Annotated in this window: 11 protein-coding genes; 6 read left to right on the top strand and 5 right to left on the bottom strand. The window is 43.8% G+C overall.

Going from position 1 to position 15,894, the window contains the following annotated elements; translation table 11 throughout:
• The first annotated feature begins 135 nt into the window (after window positions 1-135).
• Window positions 136-2,043, top strand: coding sequence for a S9 family peptidase (locus AC1MCB_RS09925; RefSeq protein WP_479968593.1), 1,908 nt, complete (start codon window positions 136-138; stop codon window positions 2,041-2,043).
• A gap of 60 nt (window positions 2,044-2,103) precedes the next feature.
• Here AC1MCB_RS09925 and AC1MCB_RS09920 read toward each other — a convergent pair whose 3' ends face one another.
• Window positions 2,104-2,325 carry a hypothetical protein gene (locus AC1MCB_RS09920; protein WP_479968592.1) on the bottom strand — a complete coding sequence of 74 codons (222 nt, stop codon included), beginning with the start codon at window positions 2,323-2,325 and terminating at the stop codon, window positions 2,104-2,106.
• Between the two features lie 197 nt (window positions 2,326-2,522).
• Here AC1MCB_RS09920 and AC1MCB_RS09915 point away from each other — a divergent pair, with 197 nt between their 5' ends.
• Window positions 2,523-2,960, top strand: a complete 438-nt coding sequence (locus AC1MCB_RS09915) for an Hsp20/alpha crystallin family protein (RefSeq protein ID WP_479968591.1) — start codon at window positions 2,523-2,525, stop codon at window positions 2,958-2,960.
• Between the two features lie 209 nt (window positions 2,961-3,169).
• On the opposite strand, the gene AC1MCB_RS09910 is transcribed toward AC1MCB_RS09915, so the two are convergent.
• Window positions 3,170-3,523 (bottom strand): hypothetical protein, encoded by a 354-nt coding sequence (locus AC1MCB_RS09910; RefSeq protein ID WP_479968590.1) that lies wholly within the window; start codon window positions 3,521-3,523, stop codon window positions 3,170-3,172.
• Window positions 3,524-3,706: 183 nt separating this feature from the next.
• Between AC1MCB_RS09910 and AC1MCB_RS09905 the strand changes: the two genes are divergently transcribed.
• The 3 genes from AC1MCB_RS09905 (at window position 3,707) to AC1MCB_RS09895 (ending at window position 7,556) form a co-directional block, all read left to right on the top strand.
• Entirely contained in the window at window positions 3,707-6,037 is a 2,331-nt protein-coding gene (locus tag AC1MCB_RS09905; protein WP_479968589.1) for a TonB-dependent receptor, read from the top strand.
• Between the two features lie 5 nt (window positions 6,038-6,042).
• On the top strand, window positions 6,043-6,849 hold the full coding sequence (locus AC1MCB_RS09900; RefSeq protein WP_479968588.1) for a DUF4249 domain-containing protein: 807 nt from the start codon (window positions 6,043-6,045) through the stop codon (window positions 6,847-6,849).
• Between the two features lie 95 nt (window positions 6,850-6,944).
• Window positions 6,945-7,556 carry a DedA family protein gene (locus AC1MCB_RS09895; RefSeq protein ID WP_479968587.1) on the top strand — a complete coding sequence of 204 codons (612 nt, stop codon included), beginning with the start codon at window positions 6,945-6,947 and terminating at the stop codon, window positions 7,554-7,556.
• Window positions 7,557-7,573: 17 nt separating this feature from the next.
• Here AC1MCB_RS09895 and AC1MCB_RS09890 read toward each other — a convergent pair whose 3' ends face one another.
• From AC1MCB_RS09890 to AC1MCB_RS09880, 3 genes are all read right to left on the bottom strand, one after another.
• Window positions 7,574-9,478, bottom strand: a complete 1,905-nt coding sequence (locus tag AC1MCB_RS09890) for a DUF3857 domain-containing transglutaminase family protein (RefSeq protein ID WP_479968586.1) — start codon at window positions 9,476-9,478, stop codon at window positions 7,574-7,576.
• Window positions 9,475-11,439 (bottom strand): DUF3857 domain-containing protein, encoded by a 1,965-nt coding sequence (locus AC1MCB_RS09885; protein WP_479968585.1) that lies wholly within the window; start codon window positions 11,437-11,439, stop codon window positions 9,475-9,477. Before AC1MCB_RS09885 ends, AC1MCB_RS09890 begins: the two co-directional genes overlap by 4 nt.
• A 672-nt stretch (window positions 11,440-12,111) precedes the next feature.
• Window positions 12,112-12,723, bottom strand: a complete 612-nt coding sequence (locus tag AC1MCB_RS09880; RefSeq protein WP_479968584.1) for a DUF2911 domain-containing protein — start codon at window positions 12,721-12,723, stop codon at window positions 12,112-12,114.
• A 355-nt stretch (window positions 12,724-13,078) separates the two neighbouring features.
• On the opposite strand from AC1MCB_RS09880, the gene AC1MCB_RS09875 reads away from it, so the two are divergent.
• Window positions 13,079-15,829: an alpha-L-rhamnosidase gene (locus AC1MCB_RS09875; RefSeq protein ID WP_479968583.1), complete on the top strand. Its 2,751-nt coding sequence runs from the start codon at window positions 13,079-13,081 to the stop codon at window positions 15,827-15,829.
• Window positions 15,830-15,894: the final 65 nt, after the last annotated feature.

The following is a 15,894-nucleotide window of genomic DNA, read 5'->3' as shown; positions in this document are numbered from 1 at the left end:
TCCCTGGTTATGGATATTGCTTAGCTTCGATGTATTGGTTTTTGTACAGGTGTCTGTTTCCAATTACTACGCTTAATTTTATCATTTGGTAATAATCCCTGCACAAAGTGTAAATTCGCGCATTCAATTATGTATATGAGGATCCTCTTTATTATTGCATTTAGCTGCTCTGCTTTACTGGGTTTTAGCCAGAACCGCATGACGCCGGAAAACCTTTGGAAACTTGGAAGAGTATCGGCAATAGGTATTACTAAGGACAATAAAAGCGTGGTCTATCGGGTTTCGACTCCTAAACTGGCGGAGAATAGAAGCAGCAGTAAAACATACATTGTTCCGTTGGAAGGTGGGATCTCTAAAGAAGTTTCAGATGCAGAATCCCTTGTGCCGAATAGCCGCATCTCACCTGATGGCAAGTATAAAATCTCTGCCAGTGAAGTAAAGATTAAAAAAGTTTATGGTAAAGATTTTTATCCCGCATTGGATAAGTCGACTGTACAGATCTATGATCAGCTTAATTACCGTCATTGGGATGAGTGGGAGGATGGTGCTTACAGTCACATTTTTATTCATCAGATGACCACCGGAAAGGCCGGTGTGGGCAAAGATATTATGGCTGACCTGCCTTATGATGCTCCGCAGAAGCCTTTTGGCGGCGATGAAGATTATTTATTTAGTCCCGACAGTAGGTCTGTACTGTACGTAACAAAGGCAAAAAGGGGTGCTGACTACGCGCAAAGCACCAATACGGACATTTACCAGTATGATATTGCCAGCGGAAAAACTACAAACCTAACGGAGGGAATGATGGGTTATGACACAGCCCCTGCATTCTCATCAAAGGGCACCCTTGCCTGGCTCAGCATGGCTCGCGACGGTTATGAAGCTGATAAAAACGATTTAATAGTTAGAAGAGGTGATAAGCGTATCAACCTCACCGGAAATTGGGATGGTACTGTTTCCGGATACCAATGGTCGGCTGATGGATCACGGCTGTACTTTAATGCACCGGTTCAGGGAACCGTGCAATTATTTGTCGTAAATGTTCCTGCAGGCAGTAAGGTGAAACCGGTTGTAAAACAAATTACCAGTGGTCAGTTTGATATTAACGGCATTGCGGGCCACTCTGGTAATATGCTGGTTGTAAGTCGCACAGACATGAATACTGCTGCTGAGTTGTACACGGTGGATCTGAGAAACGGCGACATGAAGCAGCTTACCAATGTAAACAAAGATCTTTACAGCGGCATTCAGAAGAGCACGGTAGAAAAGCGGATGGTTAAGACTACCGACGGCAAGCAAATGCTGGTATGGGTTATCTATCCGCCGGGATTCGATAAGAACAAAAAATACCCGACTCTTCTTTATTGTCAGGGTGGTCCACAATCACCACTTTCACAGTCTTATTCTTTCCGCTGGAACTTTCAGCTGATGGCCGCTGACGGTTATATTGTTGTGGCGCCTAATCGCCGCGGAATGCCCGGTCATGGCCTTAGCTGGAATGAAGAGATTAGCAAAGATTGGGGCGGCCAGGTAATGGACGACTATCTGAGCGCAATAGATGATGTAAGCAAGGAAGCCTATGTGGATACCGACCGCCTGGGTGCAGTTGGGGCAAGCTATGGTGGTTACTCGGTGTTTTACCTGGCTGGTCTCAAGCCTGATAAGTTTAAAACCCTAATCTCCCACGACGGTGTATTTGACCTCCGCAGTATGAGTGGTACTACTGAAGAATTGTGGTTCACTAACTGGGATTTCGGCGGTAACTACTGGGATAAGAAGAATGATGCAGCTCAAAAAGCCTTCAGGAAATTTAACCCTATTGAACTGGTGGATAACTGGAAAACACCCATCCTGATCATTCAGGGCGGACGGGATTATAGAGTGTCTACCGAACAGGGACTACAAGCCTTTCAGGCCGCTCAGTTGAAGGGCATAAAAAGTAAATTGCTGTACTTTCCGGATGAAAACCATTGGGTTCTCAAACCGCAGAACGCAATCGTATGGCAAAGTGAATTTTTCAAGTGGCTGAAAGAGACATTATAAAGATAAAATTAACGGGCTAAAGCCCGTGGCAATTTACCCCTGACAATTGATCAATGGGATTTAATTAGCACATAAATTTTGCAAGAGGCTTGAAATGGAACGAATCGGTTTACTTGCCGGCAAATTTGTGCTGATGTCTACAAGCCAGATGCCTTTTGAATTTTCGGTCTGGTTACTTTCAGATATATAATAGAAGCCAACGAGCACGCCAGAACTTTCATCAAACAGCATTACTGCCTGCACCTCCTGCGATGTTCCATTTCTGATATAAACCAGTTTCATACATGTAAAACCACTCCCGCAGGTTTAAGATTCATGAATTTCAAAAACACGTATTTGAAGAAATATGGTTACGTATAATTACCTGCTTACTGTCTCATCATTTCTTGAATGCCCCTCCAATAAATTTGTGTTTTTTTTGAACCTACGTCCTTTATCATTGTTTTTAATTAAACAATATCTTATAGGAGGTACATATTATGGCACTCGTAAAATCTACCGAGGGACGCAGCCAAAGTTTGTTAAGTCCCTTCAACGACCTGATTGAGTCGTTTTTCAGCGATTCCTACATCTCCGACCGCATAACTTCCAAAGTTCCTGCGGTAAACATCTTCGAGACGGAGGAAGACTATCACATTGAGCTCGCCGCTCCCGGATTAAAGAAGGAGGATTTTAAGATCAACCTCGACAAGAATATGCTAAATATTTCAGTCGAGAAACAGCAGGAAAGTTCTGAAGAGAATAAGCGGTATAACAGAAGAGAATATAGTTATACTTCTTTCGTGCGCTCATTCGCCTTACCCGATACTGCTGATGATTCCCGTATTGACGCTCAATATCACGACGGGCTTCTCGATATTAAAGTAGCTAAAAAAGAAGAGGCTAAAATGGCAACTAGGCAGATTGCCATACAGTAAGATCTTCGGCTTTATCGAAGTAAATCGATAATGTTAATCTTCGAAATCAGTATTCCCGTCAGCATCCGGAATTAATGTAAAGTTAGCAGCCCGTACGGATCAACCCATCCGAAGGGCTGTTGACTTTAAGGCCTTTACTGATCAAAGGATTCCTCTGATATGATAAAAGGTCCGTTTACTTCAGCATCTGGTGGATTACGGCCGGCTATTTAGTTATATATACTCATCGAGATACGCTTCTCATATAGATGGGATAGATATTTAACCTTGATATGCAGCTGGTAGCTTTGAACCCCGATGGTCTTCATCCTTTGTTTTAATACCTGGGTTATCTTATCCGCAAGGATGGCAGCTGTTACCTTAAATTTTTCTCTGTTGAAGTACTTCATTAGATATTGCCCGTCGAGCGCTTCTGCCTGTATAACAAGGGTGTTATCTTCAAAGTTGACGAGCTCTTTAATCTTTCTGATCTTATCATTTGTCTTCGGATTGGTAGTAAACCAATTCTGAACTTCAGATATAAAGTCTTCCTTCAAAAGATCAGGATTCTGGAGGTTGATCATCTGGTAATGTTAAGCATTATGCTAACAATATTAGTATAATGCTTGCATGTCTTTCAGGCAAGAATAACATCAGGTAACATTCACAGGTTCAAGTGGTCGAATCCATAAAAACGACATCAAATAAATTATTGATCTTCGCCAGCGCGATATCGTCGAACGAATGTCTGCCCATACACCTGTTTCATGACAATAAAGACCTTTGCCTGTTTCTTTTTCCTTTTCAGTCTCCGTACAATTCCCCCTGCTATTGCACAGCAGCGCTTCACTGTAAGCGGTACAATCAGTGATGCCGCCACCGGTGAGACTCTGATAGGTGCAACTATTAAATTGCAGGGTAAAGCAACATTCGCTACCATAAGTAATTCTTACGGTTTCTACTCCATCACCGGGCCTGCCGGCCAGTATGATTTGGTGACGAGCTACACGGGCTATCAGCAATTTGTTGAAAAGATCGCCGTTAGCGCATCGTTGAAACGTAATATAGAACTTATTCCCGGTTCTGAATTGAGTGAGGTGGTGATCAGTGCGGCAAATCGTCAGAATGAAAACGTACGAAGTCCGCAAATGGGGCTCGAGAAGGTTGATATGAAAGCCCTGGACAACATGCCTGTGTTATTCGGCGAGAAAGACGTATTGAAGACGATACAGTTGCTGCCGGGGGTTAAAGCAGGTGGTGAGGGTAACACGGGTTTCTTTGTACGCGGTGGCGCGGCTGATCAGAACCTCATTTTACTTGATGAGGCAACCGTTTACAATTCCTCTCACCTGTTGGGGTTTTTCTCAACCTTTAATGCCGATGCCATTAAAGATGTCAGTTTGTACAAGGGCGGTATGCCCGCTCAGTACGGTGGCAGGCTGTCCTCCGTTCTGGACGTGAAAATGCAGGATGGTAATAACAAGGAATACGGGGTTGAAGGCGGAATAGGGTTAATCGCTTCCCGGCTAAAGATGGACGGCCCAATAGTGAAAGAGAAGAGTTCTTTTATGATCAGTGCCCGCAGAACCTATATTGACCTGCTGCTGAAAGCGTCGCCGGACTCGTCGCTGAGCGCTACTACACTGAACTTTTATGACATCAATGCAAAAGCAAATTATAAATTCAATGACAAGAGCACTTTGTTTTTATCAGGGTATTTCGGACAAGATAATATCGGTATCAAAGATCTGTTCGCAAATGACTGGGGGAATACGACAGCAACGGTGCGTTTGAATCATGTATTCAATAGCAGGCTGTTTTCTAACACATCCCTGATTTACAATAGATACAATTATAGTATTGAATTGCTGGATGAGAATTATAATGCCCGGATCACATCGCTGATCAGGGATTACAACATGAAACAGGATATGCAATATTTTAGTAATAGGCACATCATTCGTTTCGGCTTGCAGGCTACACATCACCGGGTAGCGCCATCCGATATATTTGCACCAGAAAATTCAAGTATAAATCCATTTTCAGTAGAGAATCGTTACGGGCTTGAGATGGCTGGCTATGTATCGGACGAATGGACATTGAATGAAAAGCTTAATTTACTATACGGCGTAAGGTTAAGTACTTTTTCATTGCTTGGCCCCGGTACGATCAACTCATATAACGATGCCGGTGATGTCGAAACTTCTTCAGAATATGAACGGGGCGACTTTGTAAAAACGTTTTTCTATGCGGAGCCCAGAATGTCATTAAGTTACCGCCTGAATGAGCAGAATTCGGTGAAGGCCTCCTATAACCGGAATACGCAGAACATCCACATCCTCAGCAACGCAAACACCGGATCTCCCACAGACCAGTATGTAATGAGCAGCAATAATATCAAGCCGGAATTAGCCGACCAGGTAGCTATTGGCTGTTTCGCGAATGCGAAGGACAATGCCTTTGAGTTTTCGGGAGAATTATATTATAAATGGCTGCAGAACCAGATTGACTATAAAGATGGTGCCGAGCTCAGAGCTAACGCTGATGTTGAATCGGAACTATTGTATGGTGAGGGCAGGGCTTACGGACTCGAGCTTTACGCGAAGAAGACACAAGGCAAATTAACCGGCTGGATTAGTTACACTCTTGCTAAAACAGAACGCAGATTTGACGGAATTAATAAAGGTAATTACTACCCTGCCAAGCAAGACCGAACCCACGACCTGGCAGTCGTAGGAATTTATAATCTTAGTCCCCGCTGGACACTCTCTGCCAATTATATTTACAGTACCGGAAACGCAGTTACTTATCCCGCGGGAAAATATAATCTCGACGGTATGACAACATTTTACTATACAGAGCGAAATGCCAACCGGATGCCCTACACCGGGAGGCTCGATATCAGTGCGACTTTGAAAGGTAAGACCACGAAAGACTTTTGCTCAAGCTGGAACTTTGGGGTTTATAACGCCCTAAACAGGCAAAACCCATATTCTATAGAGTTTCGGGATAAGGAGAACGATTCTACCCGTACAGAAGCTGTTCAAACATCTTTGTTCGGTATCATTCCTTCAGTAACCTGGAACTTTAATTTTTAATAATCATGTTAAAAACCATTTTATATACAGTTTTGCTTTTTGCGGTTCTCGGCTTAGCCTCCTGCGAAAAGGTAATAGATATTGATCTGCACACTCCGGAAACCCAACTAGTGATCGAGGGAAATATCACCGATCAGCTAATGCGTCAAACCATCAGGATCAGCAGATCAGTTCCTTACACCGACAGTAATGTTTATCCGCCGGTATCAGGCGCCACCATAACCGTGACAGATAATTTGGGACGAAGCTGGGACTTCGTGGAAACTCAGCCAGGAAGATATATTTCACCAAGATTTAAAGGCGAGGCATTTTTAACGTATACGCTTCGGGTGAATGTTGATAACACCACGTACACCGCCATATCGACGATGCCCCAGGCTGTTAAGCTTGACGGGTTGGGCCTTAAAAAATTTACCTTTGGCAACGAGCAAAACAAGCAGGTCGAGGTATATTACCAGGATCCTGAGGGGAGGGTTAACCAGTATCGATTTACCATGCAGGTTAATGGGCTTCCGGTAAAACGGATCTTTGTGGAAAATGACCGTTTCACCGATGGTAAAGACGCTATAAATACCCTGTTTTATAACCCCAATAATGATAGTGAAAAGCTAAAGCAGGATGATGTAATAGAGGTTGAAATGCAATCGATTGATAAGCCTGTGTATACCTACTGGTACTCAATTAGTCAGCAGACCCAAAACGGGCCGGCTGCTGGTGTAACTCCTGCGAACCCCCCATCAAACATTGACAACAATGCCCTGGGTTACTTTAGCGCACACACTACCGAGAGCAGGGTACTGATCATAAAATAAACTGCTGATCGAAAATCCGGAAGACGAGCATTTGTAAGAACTCAACTACAAACAATACCGAGGCTTTTTAGTAGTAGAATATTAATGCTGATACTATGCTATTTATTGAAACATCAGGTTTGATCGAATGGGGAGGCTTTTTGCTAATTGTATGCTTTGTATTTGCCGAGACAGGCTTGTTATTAGGCCTTGTTGTTCCGGGTGGTGAGACCTTGCTTTTTAGCGCCGGCCTGCTGGTAAGTACTGGTTCCTTACCCATCGATATTACTATCCTGCTTCTCTGCATAATGTTGGCTGCGATTGCAGGAGACATCTCAGGCTTTTATATAGGCAGAAAGTTTAAAGACAGGCTTTATAAAAAACGAGACACCTGGTACTTCAAAAAGAAATATTTATCCTTAGCCGAGAAGCATATTCAAAAGCATAAAAAGTCTTCGCTTATCTTTGGGAAATTCTTACCTGTCATCCGCCCGTTTAGCCCGGTAATTACAGGTACCACACCAATGCCCTTTGCCACATTTTTCCCTGTAACCCTGGCAGCTGTTCTATTGTACGTTTGCATCTTTACATTAGCAGGCTATTTCCTCGGATCACAGTTTCCACAGATAAAGGACTATCTGGGTTACATATTACCTATCAGCATCGTGATTGCTTTAATTCCGGTAATCATCAAGATCAGGAACGAGAGGCAAAAAACAACGGACTAGGCGTTGATCGCCTCTACTTACATCTTAATTAGTACAACCCTTAATTTGTCAGCATCCGCTGCATATTGATAAAACTTAACCAGTTCCTGGTATTTATCAGCCGGATAGGTACCAGCTTTTACCTTCATTTTGCGGGTATATTTAACCGTGTTCCCGTCTAGTTCTACAGTCGCCAGATAGTTGCCAAACTGAGATTTTGATTCATAGTTGGTTTTGTTCAGCTCAACCCGGTATCCTTCCGGAAGCGCATAGGTCATTTCGTCTACATCGAGGTAGCCCCGGTTTATATGAACCATGTTTTGCCGGTTGCCTATTTCACGAACAGGGTTTTGGCGGTTTAGATAGTTGAGGGGGATATGAATTTCCTGGCCGTTACGCGTTGCATAATTGCTCACCCTCAAATCAATGAGCTCCGTGGTGACAGGGTTCAAGGATTTATCCTGACTGAGTTTAAATGATGAAACTCTGGCAGCGCCAAGGTCATAGATCTCGGGAAGCAGTTTCATTTGTTCTATAACGGGCTCACTCACCAGCGTTTCCCTGTTGTCATATTGGGAACCTGCAAATGTCGTGGTCATGCTCCCAGTAAGGCTTCCTGAAGCGTCTATCGTAAAACTGGCTTTTCTGTTTTGAAGGCTGCGGTCTTCTGTAAATTTCGGAGTGCGGATCAATTCACCGCCACCTTCAGTACAGATGAGCGCTAAACGGTCATCTGTAAAATTACCCAGGTAGCCAAAAGGATTTACCTTACTGGTACAATCGATCCACATAGTATCATTCGCGAACGGAATGGCCAGCACCGCATGGTTAAACTGATCCATACTAGCGAAACCAGGTATGGCGTCGCGCTTCCTGTCACCCGCATAGATCACAGCATAATAAGATTCAATACCTGCAATCTTCAATAAGCCCTGGGTATAATTGGCAAGCCCCTTACAGTCGCCGTAAGCCATTTTATCAACCTCTGCTGCGGTTATTGGCTGAAAACCGCCGATTCCAATCTGCACGCTCACATAGCGGGTCTTCGCTTGTACAAATTCATAGATCTTCCGGGCTTTAAGTTTAGGGTCGCTAATATCTTTCGTCAGAGTTTTAATATAAGTGGCGGTTTCTGCCGGAATCTCATTCCTGCCTTTTAATAACTTTTCATTCATCCAGGCACCCATCTCTTTCCAATTGGTGAATGCGCCCTGTACACCCAGATATTTGAATGAGTTCGGTGCAATCTGAACAGAAGGGTAGAGGTCTTCAGGGTTTAAGCTATAAGGCTCAGAACGCGAAGCCTTCAGATTTCTTACTTCCCATTTATACGACCTTAGCTTATCTGTTTCCAGTATTTGGACAGGTTCACCGTCATAATTTCGCTCGTTATAGCGAATAGTGAACTCAGGACTGCTGCTAAAATGGAAGGCAGACTGTTCAACAGAGAGGTCAGCGGAGCTCTTAGGAAACCAGTTTGGGAAATACATGGAATGTTTCGCTTGAATCTCATATTCATATTCAACGGTATAGGGATAGGTGTTTACCGAAGGGCGAAATAATTTAACCCGCGAATCTTCAAAGAGCGAGAAGTCGCTTATCGCACTTACATCTTTAAAGTTTTTTTCAGAAAGTTTAGAGACAAGGTTTCCAAATTCATCAAAGATAGATCCTTTTACCGTCCTGATCTGCATACTCTTGTTATAGGGCAGATAAAGAGCCGCCCCTTCATCACCATTTTTGTTGAGTACCGTAGTTGCTATCTTATAAGAGTAGCTCACCTGGTTAGCATCTTTTACCACAATACGGATGTCAAGATTCCTGATTACCGCGCTTGCCCTGGGAAGTAATTCTTTATTGATCAGACTTACCTGATATGCGGGCTGGGCTAGCAGATCCGCAACTGTCAGCAGGAGCATTCCGCAAATTATAAGGAATCTCATTTTGTCTTTTGTAATACGAAATCTGTCTTCTGCACCTGAACTATCTGATTGTACAGCTCTTTTAAATGCGGATATTCGTCGGGTGTATAAATGGCTTTATTCAGTTGTTTAATTTCAGAAAGCGTGAACTTATTAGCCATCGTGCTGCTGGTACTTAGGAATTTTCCACCACCGCCAGGCAGCGATAACGCAAGATTGGCAGGTTGACCGACTATCGAAAATTTGTCTGGAAGAGAAATAGTCACGATCATCCGGCTATCTGATATGGCGCCCAGATCTACAGGATATGACCTGTTATCCAGTTTGAAAGGGTTTTCGCGAATTCTGTTTAGAAAGAAAGGATTAAAGTAAAATTTATCGCCATTCAAATCATCGAACACATCCATCTCAACCGTATAAATTTCAGTTAATGATTCTTCGAGGCTATCGATATTTGTGATCTCAGATTTAATGACCTTAGTTTTCGCCCATTTTTCGTCCAAATCTTCCACGAATTCATCAACAGAATTAAAACTTTTTATACTGCTGCGCTTATCAAAAGCCTCATAGCCCCTTGAAACTTTACTGATGGTACCCTTCATTTTGCCATCCTCCTGCAGAGTCAAATTAGCAGTGTATATCCTGGTCTCCTTTTGAGAGGCAATCATGTCTATCCAGTAGGAAGGTTTGTCAAAACTAATTACCCGGCCCTGGTCATTAATACACCTCAGTGGTAGAAGTCCAAAAGGCAACAAAGGCTCTGAAGCATCAAGCAGCCAGCTTTTGTCCTTTAGATTTAGTTTAACAATGACATAGTTAAAATCTCCGATTGTAGGATAAAGCTTATTGATAATTCCGTTGTCGCGGGTAGAAAGTACTACCGTTTCGGCATCTAAGCCGGCGGCGGTTAGTGCGGCAGCCAGCGACAGGTTGATGTCAGCGGTTGAACCGGAATGCGATTCATATGCTTTCTTCATATTCTCACTAAACATATCAGCCTGCCGGTTCCATTTATACCAGCCTTTGATGTAACTATATACAGCTTTAGCTTTGGCAAGTTCATCCGCATTTTTAGCGGCAATAGCAGCAACAGGTTCCTTAAACAGGTCTGTCTTTTTTAATTGCTTCCCATAGCTTTCATGCTTTTTCAGCAAAAGGTCAATGTCGCGCCACTCCTTGGTGATTTTATGCTTTGTACCATTCAGGTCAGTAACCTGTGCAAGTTCAAAGGTAATAGCAGAGAGAAAGTTGGCTGCAGAGGTCATGTTATCCTCGCGAACAAACGCCGGTATGTTGTCAATCCGGTAAATCAGTTTAGAACAATCTGCCTTTGCGCCTCCGGCAATAAAGCACTCTTTCTCAACCGACCCAACATTCTTGCTTAATTTCAATGGTCCCTTCAGTGTAACGTTATATTCATAGAATGCGGGTATGTGCACAATGTACTCGGAGGAGAGTTTAGGGATATCTGCCTGGAAATCCCACTTCCTTAAATTAAAGTGAAAAGGCGACCGGAGGGTGTATTTGTATTCTATTACGCAGCCTTCACGGATATTTGGCATCGCAAATTTTACGTATTCCCAATGTTTGCTGCTTTTCTCCCGGAAGATATTGCTGACATTGAAAGTTTGCATCTGAACCTTTCCTTGTTCGTCAGTATAGTAGGTTCTCCCTTCGATGTCTGTTACGGTTTCATAACGATTGTTATCACCGATGTAAAGCGGGATCACGATATTACCGTGATCAAAGCCTTTGCTTTTAAAGATCTTGATCCTTGCGTGATACTTAAATAAGATATTTTCCTGCTGATCATCCGTAATGCGGGCATCGCCAAATTCCTGCAGGTAGATCGCTTCAGCACTGGTATCCTGCGCAAAAGACTTCATATTCACCTCGGCCTGCGTTACTGCCCATTCTTTAAAGTCCTGTGCTCGCACGTTTGCAGCTAACAGTAGCAGTAATAAAAGTAAAGTTCTCTTCATTCGAAAAAGTTAATTATCAATAATACTCAATTAATTTAATTACCGTAATGACAAGCCTTTATAAAGGGCGAACGGTAGTAATTATTGAGGGAACGGTAAAAACCTGGTAAGTGTGGGGGCAGATAAATTCTTAATTCGTGGTCATACCGACGCAGAACAATCGTAATTGTGGCGTCTCATTTTCTTTCACTGCTATGGAAGAAGTGCTTTAAGAAGAGGAGGTAAACAAAGTCCTCGAGTAGGAGACATTTCCTGAATTGCTTATGTTAAACTGGCAATCATCAAATCAAATTGTTGCCAAATTAGAGGAATCTGCAAATGTTAGTGCCCAAATGAAATCCGCGCAAGAAACTCTATTTTGTTGTTCTTAATATGTTCGTATTCCAATTATGAGGTGTCCCAATCCCAGACCCGGCTTGATGATTTTGCTACTCATCAGTTGTTGGGGCATAATGACATTGATTATGAGCATAAATACGACAACAGCAACAAAAATTTATCCTTTACACTGGATAATAAAATTCAGGAGCGGCTGATCATAAATAGCTTGCTGTGGCTGGGGAGGAGGAAATAATGTGCGAATTTGAGAATTTGCAAATGAGCGAATTTGAGAATGTGCAACTTAAAGAGGTAGCCAACATCAAATGTTCAAATCCCCAAATCTTCAAATGACTATTGGCTAATCGGCACATTAAGCCTAATCTTCTCCCAACTTAGAACCAAATTCCCTTTGTTTCCTTCAGGTACAACATCATAGCGCAAGCGCTCCTGGTTTTTCTCTACGGTCTGTGGCTTTACAGTAAAACGGACTAAGTCTTGGGCCTCCGAATACTTATCTGCCTGGTGTTGATCCCAGTTCTTATTAATGATCACGGTCCACTCGTTTTTGTCAGGAATGGTGAAAAAGGCGTATTTACCTGCCGGAATCTTTGTTCCACCGATAGTGATGGGTTTGTCTGTTTCTATACTGGTGGCATTATGGGCCCCAGTTACCCAGATCTTATTGAACGGAACTAGTTCCCCCCAGATTACTCGGCCACGTACGGCGGGAGAGGAGTAACGCATGCAGATGTTTGCAGGCCCGATCTTGCCGGTAGCTTCTGCTTTCAAACTGCCTTTCACCGTGTCGGGCTCAGGATGCTCAGGAATTACATTAATCACTTTTTCCGGATTGATCTTAGTCGTGCTATCCTGAGCGGTTTGTTTTCCAGGTTTTGGTGCGCAACCACAGATCAGAAAAAAGACTGCAAAAACGAGGGAGCTATACTTGAAGGTCATTTCCATTCTATTTCTTTTTAACGATATATTTTGATCGGATAGCTATTTAACAACCGAATGGCTCCGCTGTTTCACCCGGCCACGATATTGGCCCTATTAAACAGGTAGCCTCATGCATCCTCACCCTCACATTAGCTCCGGGGGTGAATCGGTCCCAACAAGGGAATTTTTTAGTGAACCACAGATTTTCACACATTAACACAGATTGTATTTCTTACTCGATGAAATTCTCATTTCAATAGGTCATTATTCAGGCTATCCTAATCTGTGAAAATCCCTTGAATCTGTGGTGAAATCCTTTCCTGACGCATTCGTTATAATTACCTATTTTGCAGTTTCTATATACTACAAAGTAACCTGAATGAGTCAATCCATAAACACCTTCCTTTTTTACAAGATTTTCCTGATTTGTATGATCCTGGGATCCGTTAATGTTTATGCGGCTTCGCCGGTGACTGTTACGGACCTAAAATGCGAATACCTTGTTAATCCCATTGGGATCGATGCCAAAAGCCCCCGGCTTTCATGGCGTTTAAAGGATTCACGCACCGGAGCCAGGCAGGTCTCTTATGCAATCATCGTAAATACGGACTCTGTTTCCCTGGGCAACAGTAAAAATAACCAGGTATGGTCTACAGGCAAAGTAAGATCAGCCAGCCAGCTGGTCAATTACCGGGGACAGGCTCTTCGTCCATTCACCCGTTATTTCTGGGCCGTAAAGATCTGGGACCAGGATCGCAAAAGTACAACCTTGTCTGAAGTGAACAGTTTTGAAACCGGCATGCTGGAGCAAAAGAACTGGAAGGGTGCCTGGATCAGTGATTCTGAAGATGTTAAGTTGAAACCGGCTCCTTATTTCAGAAAGACATTTCAGGCTTCCAGGAAGGTGGCCTCCGCAAGGGCTTACATTGCGGTTGCCGGGTTGTATGAGTTATATGTTAATGGACAGAAGGTAGGCAACCATCGCTTAGACCCGGTTTACACTCGGTTTGACCGGCGAACGATATATGTTGCACATGATGTTACTTCCCTTGTTAACTCCGGCAATAATGCCATCGGCGTACTGCTTGGGAATGGCTGGTATAATCATCAATCAACCGCAGTATGGGATTTTCATAAGGCGCCCTGGCGGAACCGTCCTGCATTCTGTATGGACGTCCGGATCACGTATGATGACGGAAGCACCGAGACTGTAACTTCCGGCAAAGACTGGAAGACATCGCTCAGTCCGGTGATTTTAAATAGTATCTATACCGGAGAACATTACGACGCCAGGCTGGAGCAGACAGGATGGAATCAGCCAAAGTTTGATGATTCTAAATGGAAGGACGTCATCTATCGTACCACTCCTTCTAAAAACATTGTCTCGCAGGCGATGCATCCCATCAGAGATATAGAAGAACTTACCGCCACAAGTTTCAAACAGGTCAACGACAGTACTTTTCAGTATAACTTTGGTCGTAATATCTCTGGAGTAAGCCGTCTAAGCGTACAAGGAAAGGCGGGAACGGTCTTGCGGCTTAGACATGGCGAACGCTTGTATGAGAACGGGCGTTTGGACATGTCGAACATTGATGAACATTATCGCCCGACAGATGATCAGGATCCATTTCAAACCGATATCTTCATCTTAAACGGAAAGGGAACGGAAACATTCAGTCCGCGCTTTAACTACAAAGGATTTCAGTATGTAGAAGTTACTGTTAAAGGTTCAGCCGATCTAAACCAACAAAGTCTGACGGCCTTGTTCATGCATAGCGATGTTCCAAAGGCTGGTAAGATCAGCTCTTCCAACAAAACCCTCGACAAGATCTGGCAGGCTACTAATAATTCTTACCTGTCAAACTTGTTTGGTTATCCAACCGATTGTCCGCAACGGGAGAAGAATGGCTGGACCGGAGATGCCCACATAGCCGTTGAAACCGGACTTTACAGTTTTGACGGTATTACCGTTTATGAGAAGTGGATGGCCGACCACCGTGATGAACAACAGCCCAACGGAGTGCTCCCCTCTATAATTCCTACGGGTGGCTGGGGTTATGAATGGGGTAACGGTCCCGACTGGACAAGTACCATCGCCATTATTCCATGGAACCTTTACCTGTTCTACGGGGATATCAAAGCGCTGGAAGATTGTTATGAGCCGATCAAACGCTATGTGGACCATATTACAGAAGGCGCTCCCGCCGGGCTGACTACCTGGGGTCTGGGCGACTGGGTGCCCGTGAAGTCAAAATCACCGGTAGAATTCACCTCTTCCACCTACTACTATGCGGACGTCGTTATTTTGGCCAAAGCGGCCAAACTGATGAACCGGCCGGAAGATCATCTTAGGTACACCGCACTCGATGCAAAGATTAAAAAAGCCATTAACGACAAATACCTAAACAAAGATACCGGTATCTATGGCAGCGGACTCCAGACAGAACTTAGCGCCGCTCTTTATTGGGGAATCGTAGACGACGATCTTAAACCTAAAGTGGCTGCCAACCTTGCTAAGCGGGTTAAGGAGGATAATTATCACCTTGATGTGGGGCTTCTTGGTACAAAGTCTATTTTAAATGCTTTAAGCGAAAATGGTTATCCGGATGTAGCCTATCGGGTTGCCTCCCAGGAAACTTATCCTTCATGGGGCTGGTGGATTGTTAACGGGGCAACTACTTTATATGAAAACTGGGATATAAAAGCGAAACGAGATATCTCGATGAATCATATTATGTTCGGCGAAATTGGCGCATGGATCTACAAGGGTTTAGGCGGCATCAAGCCGGATGAAACACAACCTGGTTTCCGGAATGTGCTACTACAGCCTAACTTTGCTGCCGGACTTGACCAGTTTAAGGCGTCCCATCAAAGCCCCTACGGCCTTATTGAGTCAGGATGGGAGAGAAAGGGCGACCGCCTGGTGTACGAAGCCGTCATACCGGCAAACTCAACAGCTAGCCTCAGTTTGTCGCTAAATGCGGATGAAGAATTATACATCGGTGACGGCCGGATTAAACAGGCCGGATCAAAGCTTAATGATCCTGCTTCCACCGTCCGGACCTTTGAGCTGCCTGCTGGAAAGCACCGGTTTGAGATTGTAAAAAGGGGGTTAGCTGGGCGGAGATAAATTGAGAGAAATATTTTCCACCACAGATTTCACGGATTTACACAGATTGGATTTTCTAATCGTAC

It is taken from the genome of Daejeonella sp. AP26, assembly GCF_056680515.1.
The sequence above is the reverse complement of the archived record's forward strand: the minus strand, read 5'-3'. Positions and strand labels throughout refer to the sequence as shown.

Excerpts from the sequence above, each read along its gene's own strand:
- AC1MCB_RS09925 (WP_479968593.1), top strand. The coding sequence starts at position 136 with ATGAGGATCCTCTTTATTATTGCATTTAGCTGCTCTGCTTTACTGGGT.
- AC1MCB_RS09920 (WP_479968592.1), bottom strand. The coding sequence starts at position 2,325 with ATGAAACTGGTTTATATCAGAAATGGAACATCGCAGGAGGTGCAGGCA.
- AC1MCB_RS09915 (WP_479968591.1), top strand. The coding sequence starts at position 2,523 with ATGGCACTCGTAAAATCTACCGAGGGACGCAGCCAAAGTTTGTTAAGT.
- AC1MCB_RS09910 (WP_479968590.1), bottom strand. The coding sequence starts at position 3,523 with ATGATCAACCTCCAGAATCCTGATCTTTTGAAGGAAGACTTTATATCT.
- AC1MCB_RS09905 (WP_479968589.1), top strand. The coding sequence starts at position 3,707 with ATGACAATAAAGACCTTTGCCTGTTTCTTTTTCCTTTTCAGTCTCCGT.
- AC1MCB_RS09900 (WP_479968588.1), top strand. The coding sequence starts at position 6,043 with ATGTTAAAAACCATTTTATATACAGTTTTGCTTTTTGCGGTTCTCGGC.
- AC1MCB_RS09895 (WP_479968587.1), top strand. The coding sequence starts at position 6,945 with ATGCTATTTATTGAAACATCAGGTTTGATCGAATGGGGAGGCTTTTTG.
- AC1MCB_RS09890 (WP_479968586.1), bottom strand. The coding sequence starts at position 9,478 with ATGAGATTCCTTATAATTTGCGGAATGCTCCTGCTGACAGTTGCGGAT.
- AC1MCB_RS09885 (WP_479968585.1), bottom strand. The coding sequence starts at position 11,439 with ATGAAGAGAACTTTACTTTTATTACTGCTACTGTTAGCTGCAAACGTG.
- AC1MCB_RS09880 (WP_479968584.1), bottom strand. The coding sequence starts at position 12,723 with ATGGAAATGACCTTCAAGTATAGCTCCCTCGTTTTTGCAGTCTTTTTT.
- AC1MCB_RS09875 (WP_479968583.1), top strand. The coding sequence starts at position 13,079 with ATGAGTCAATCCATAAACACCTTCCTTTTTTACAAGATTTTCCTGATT.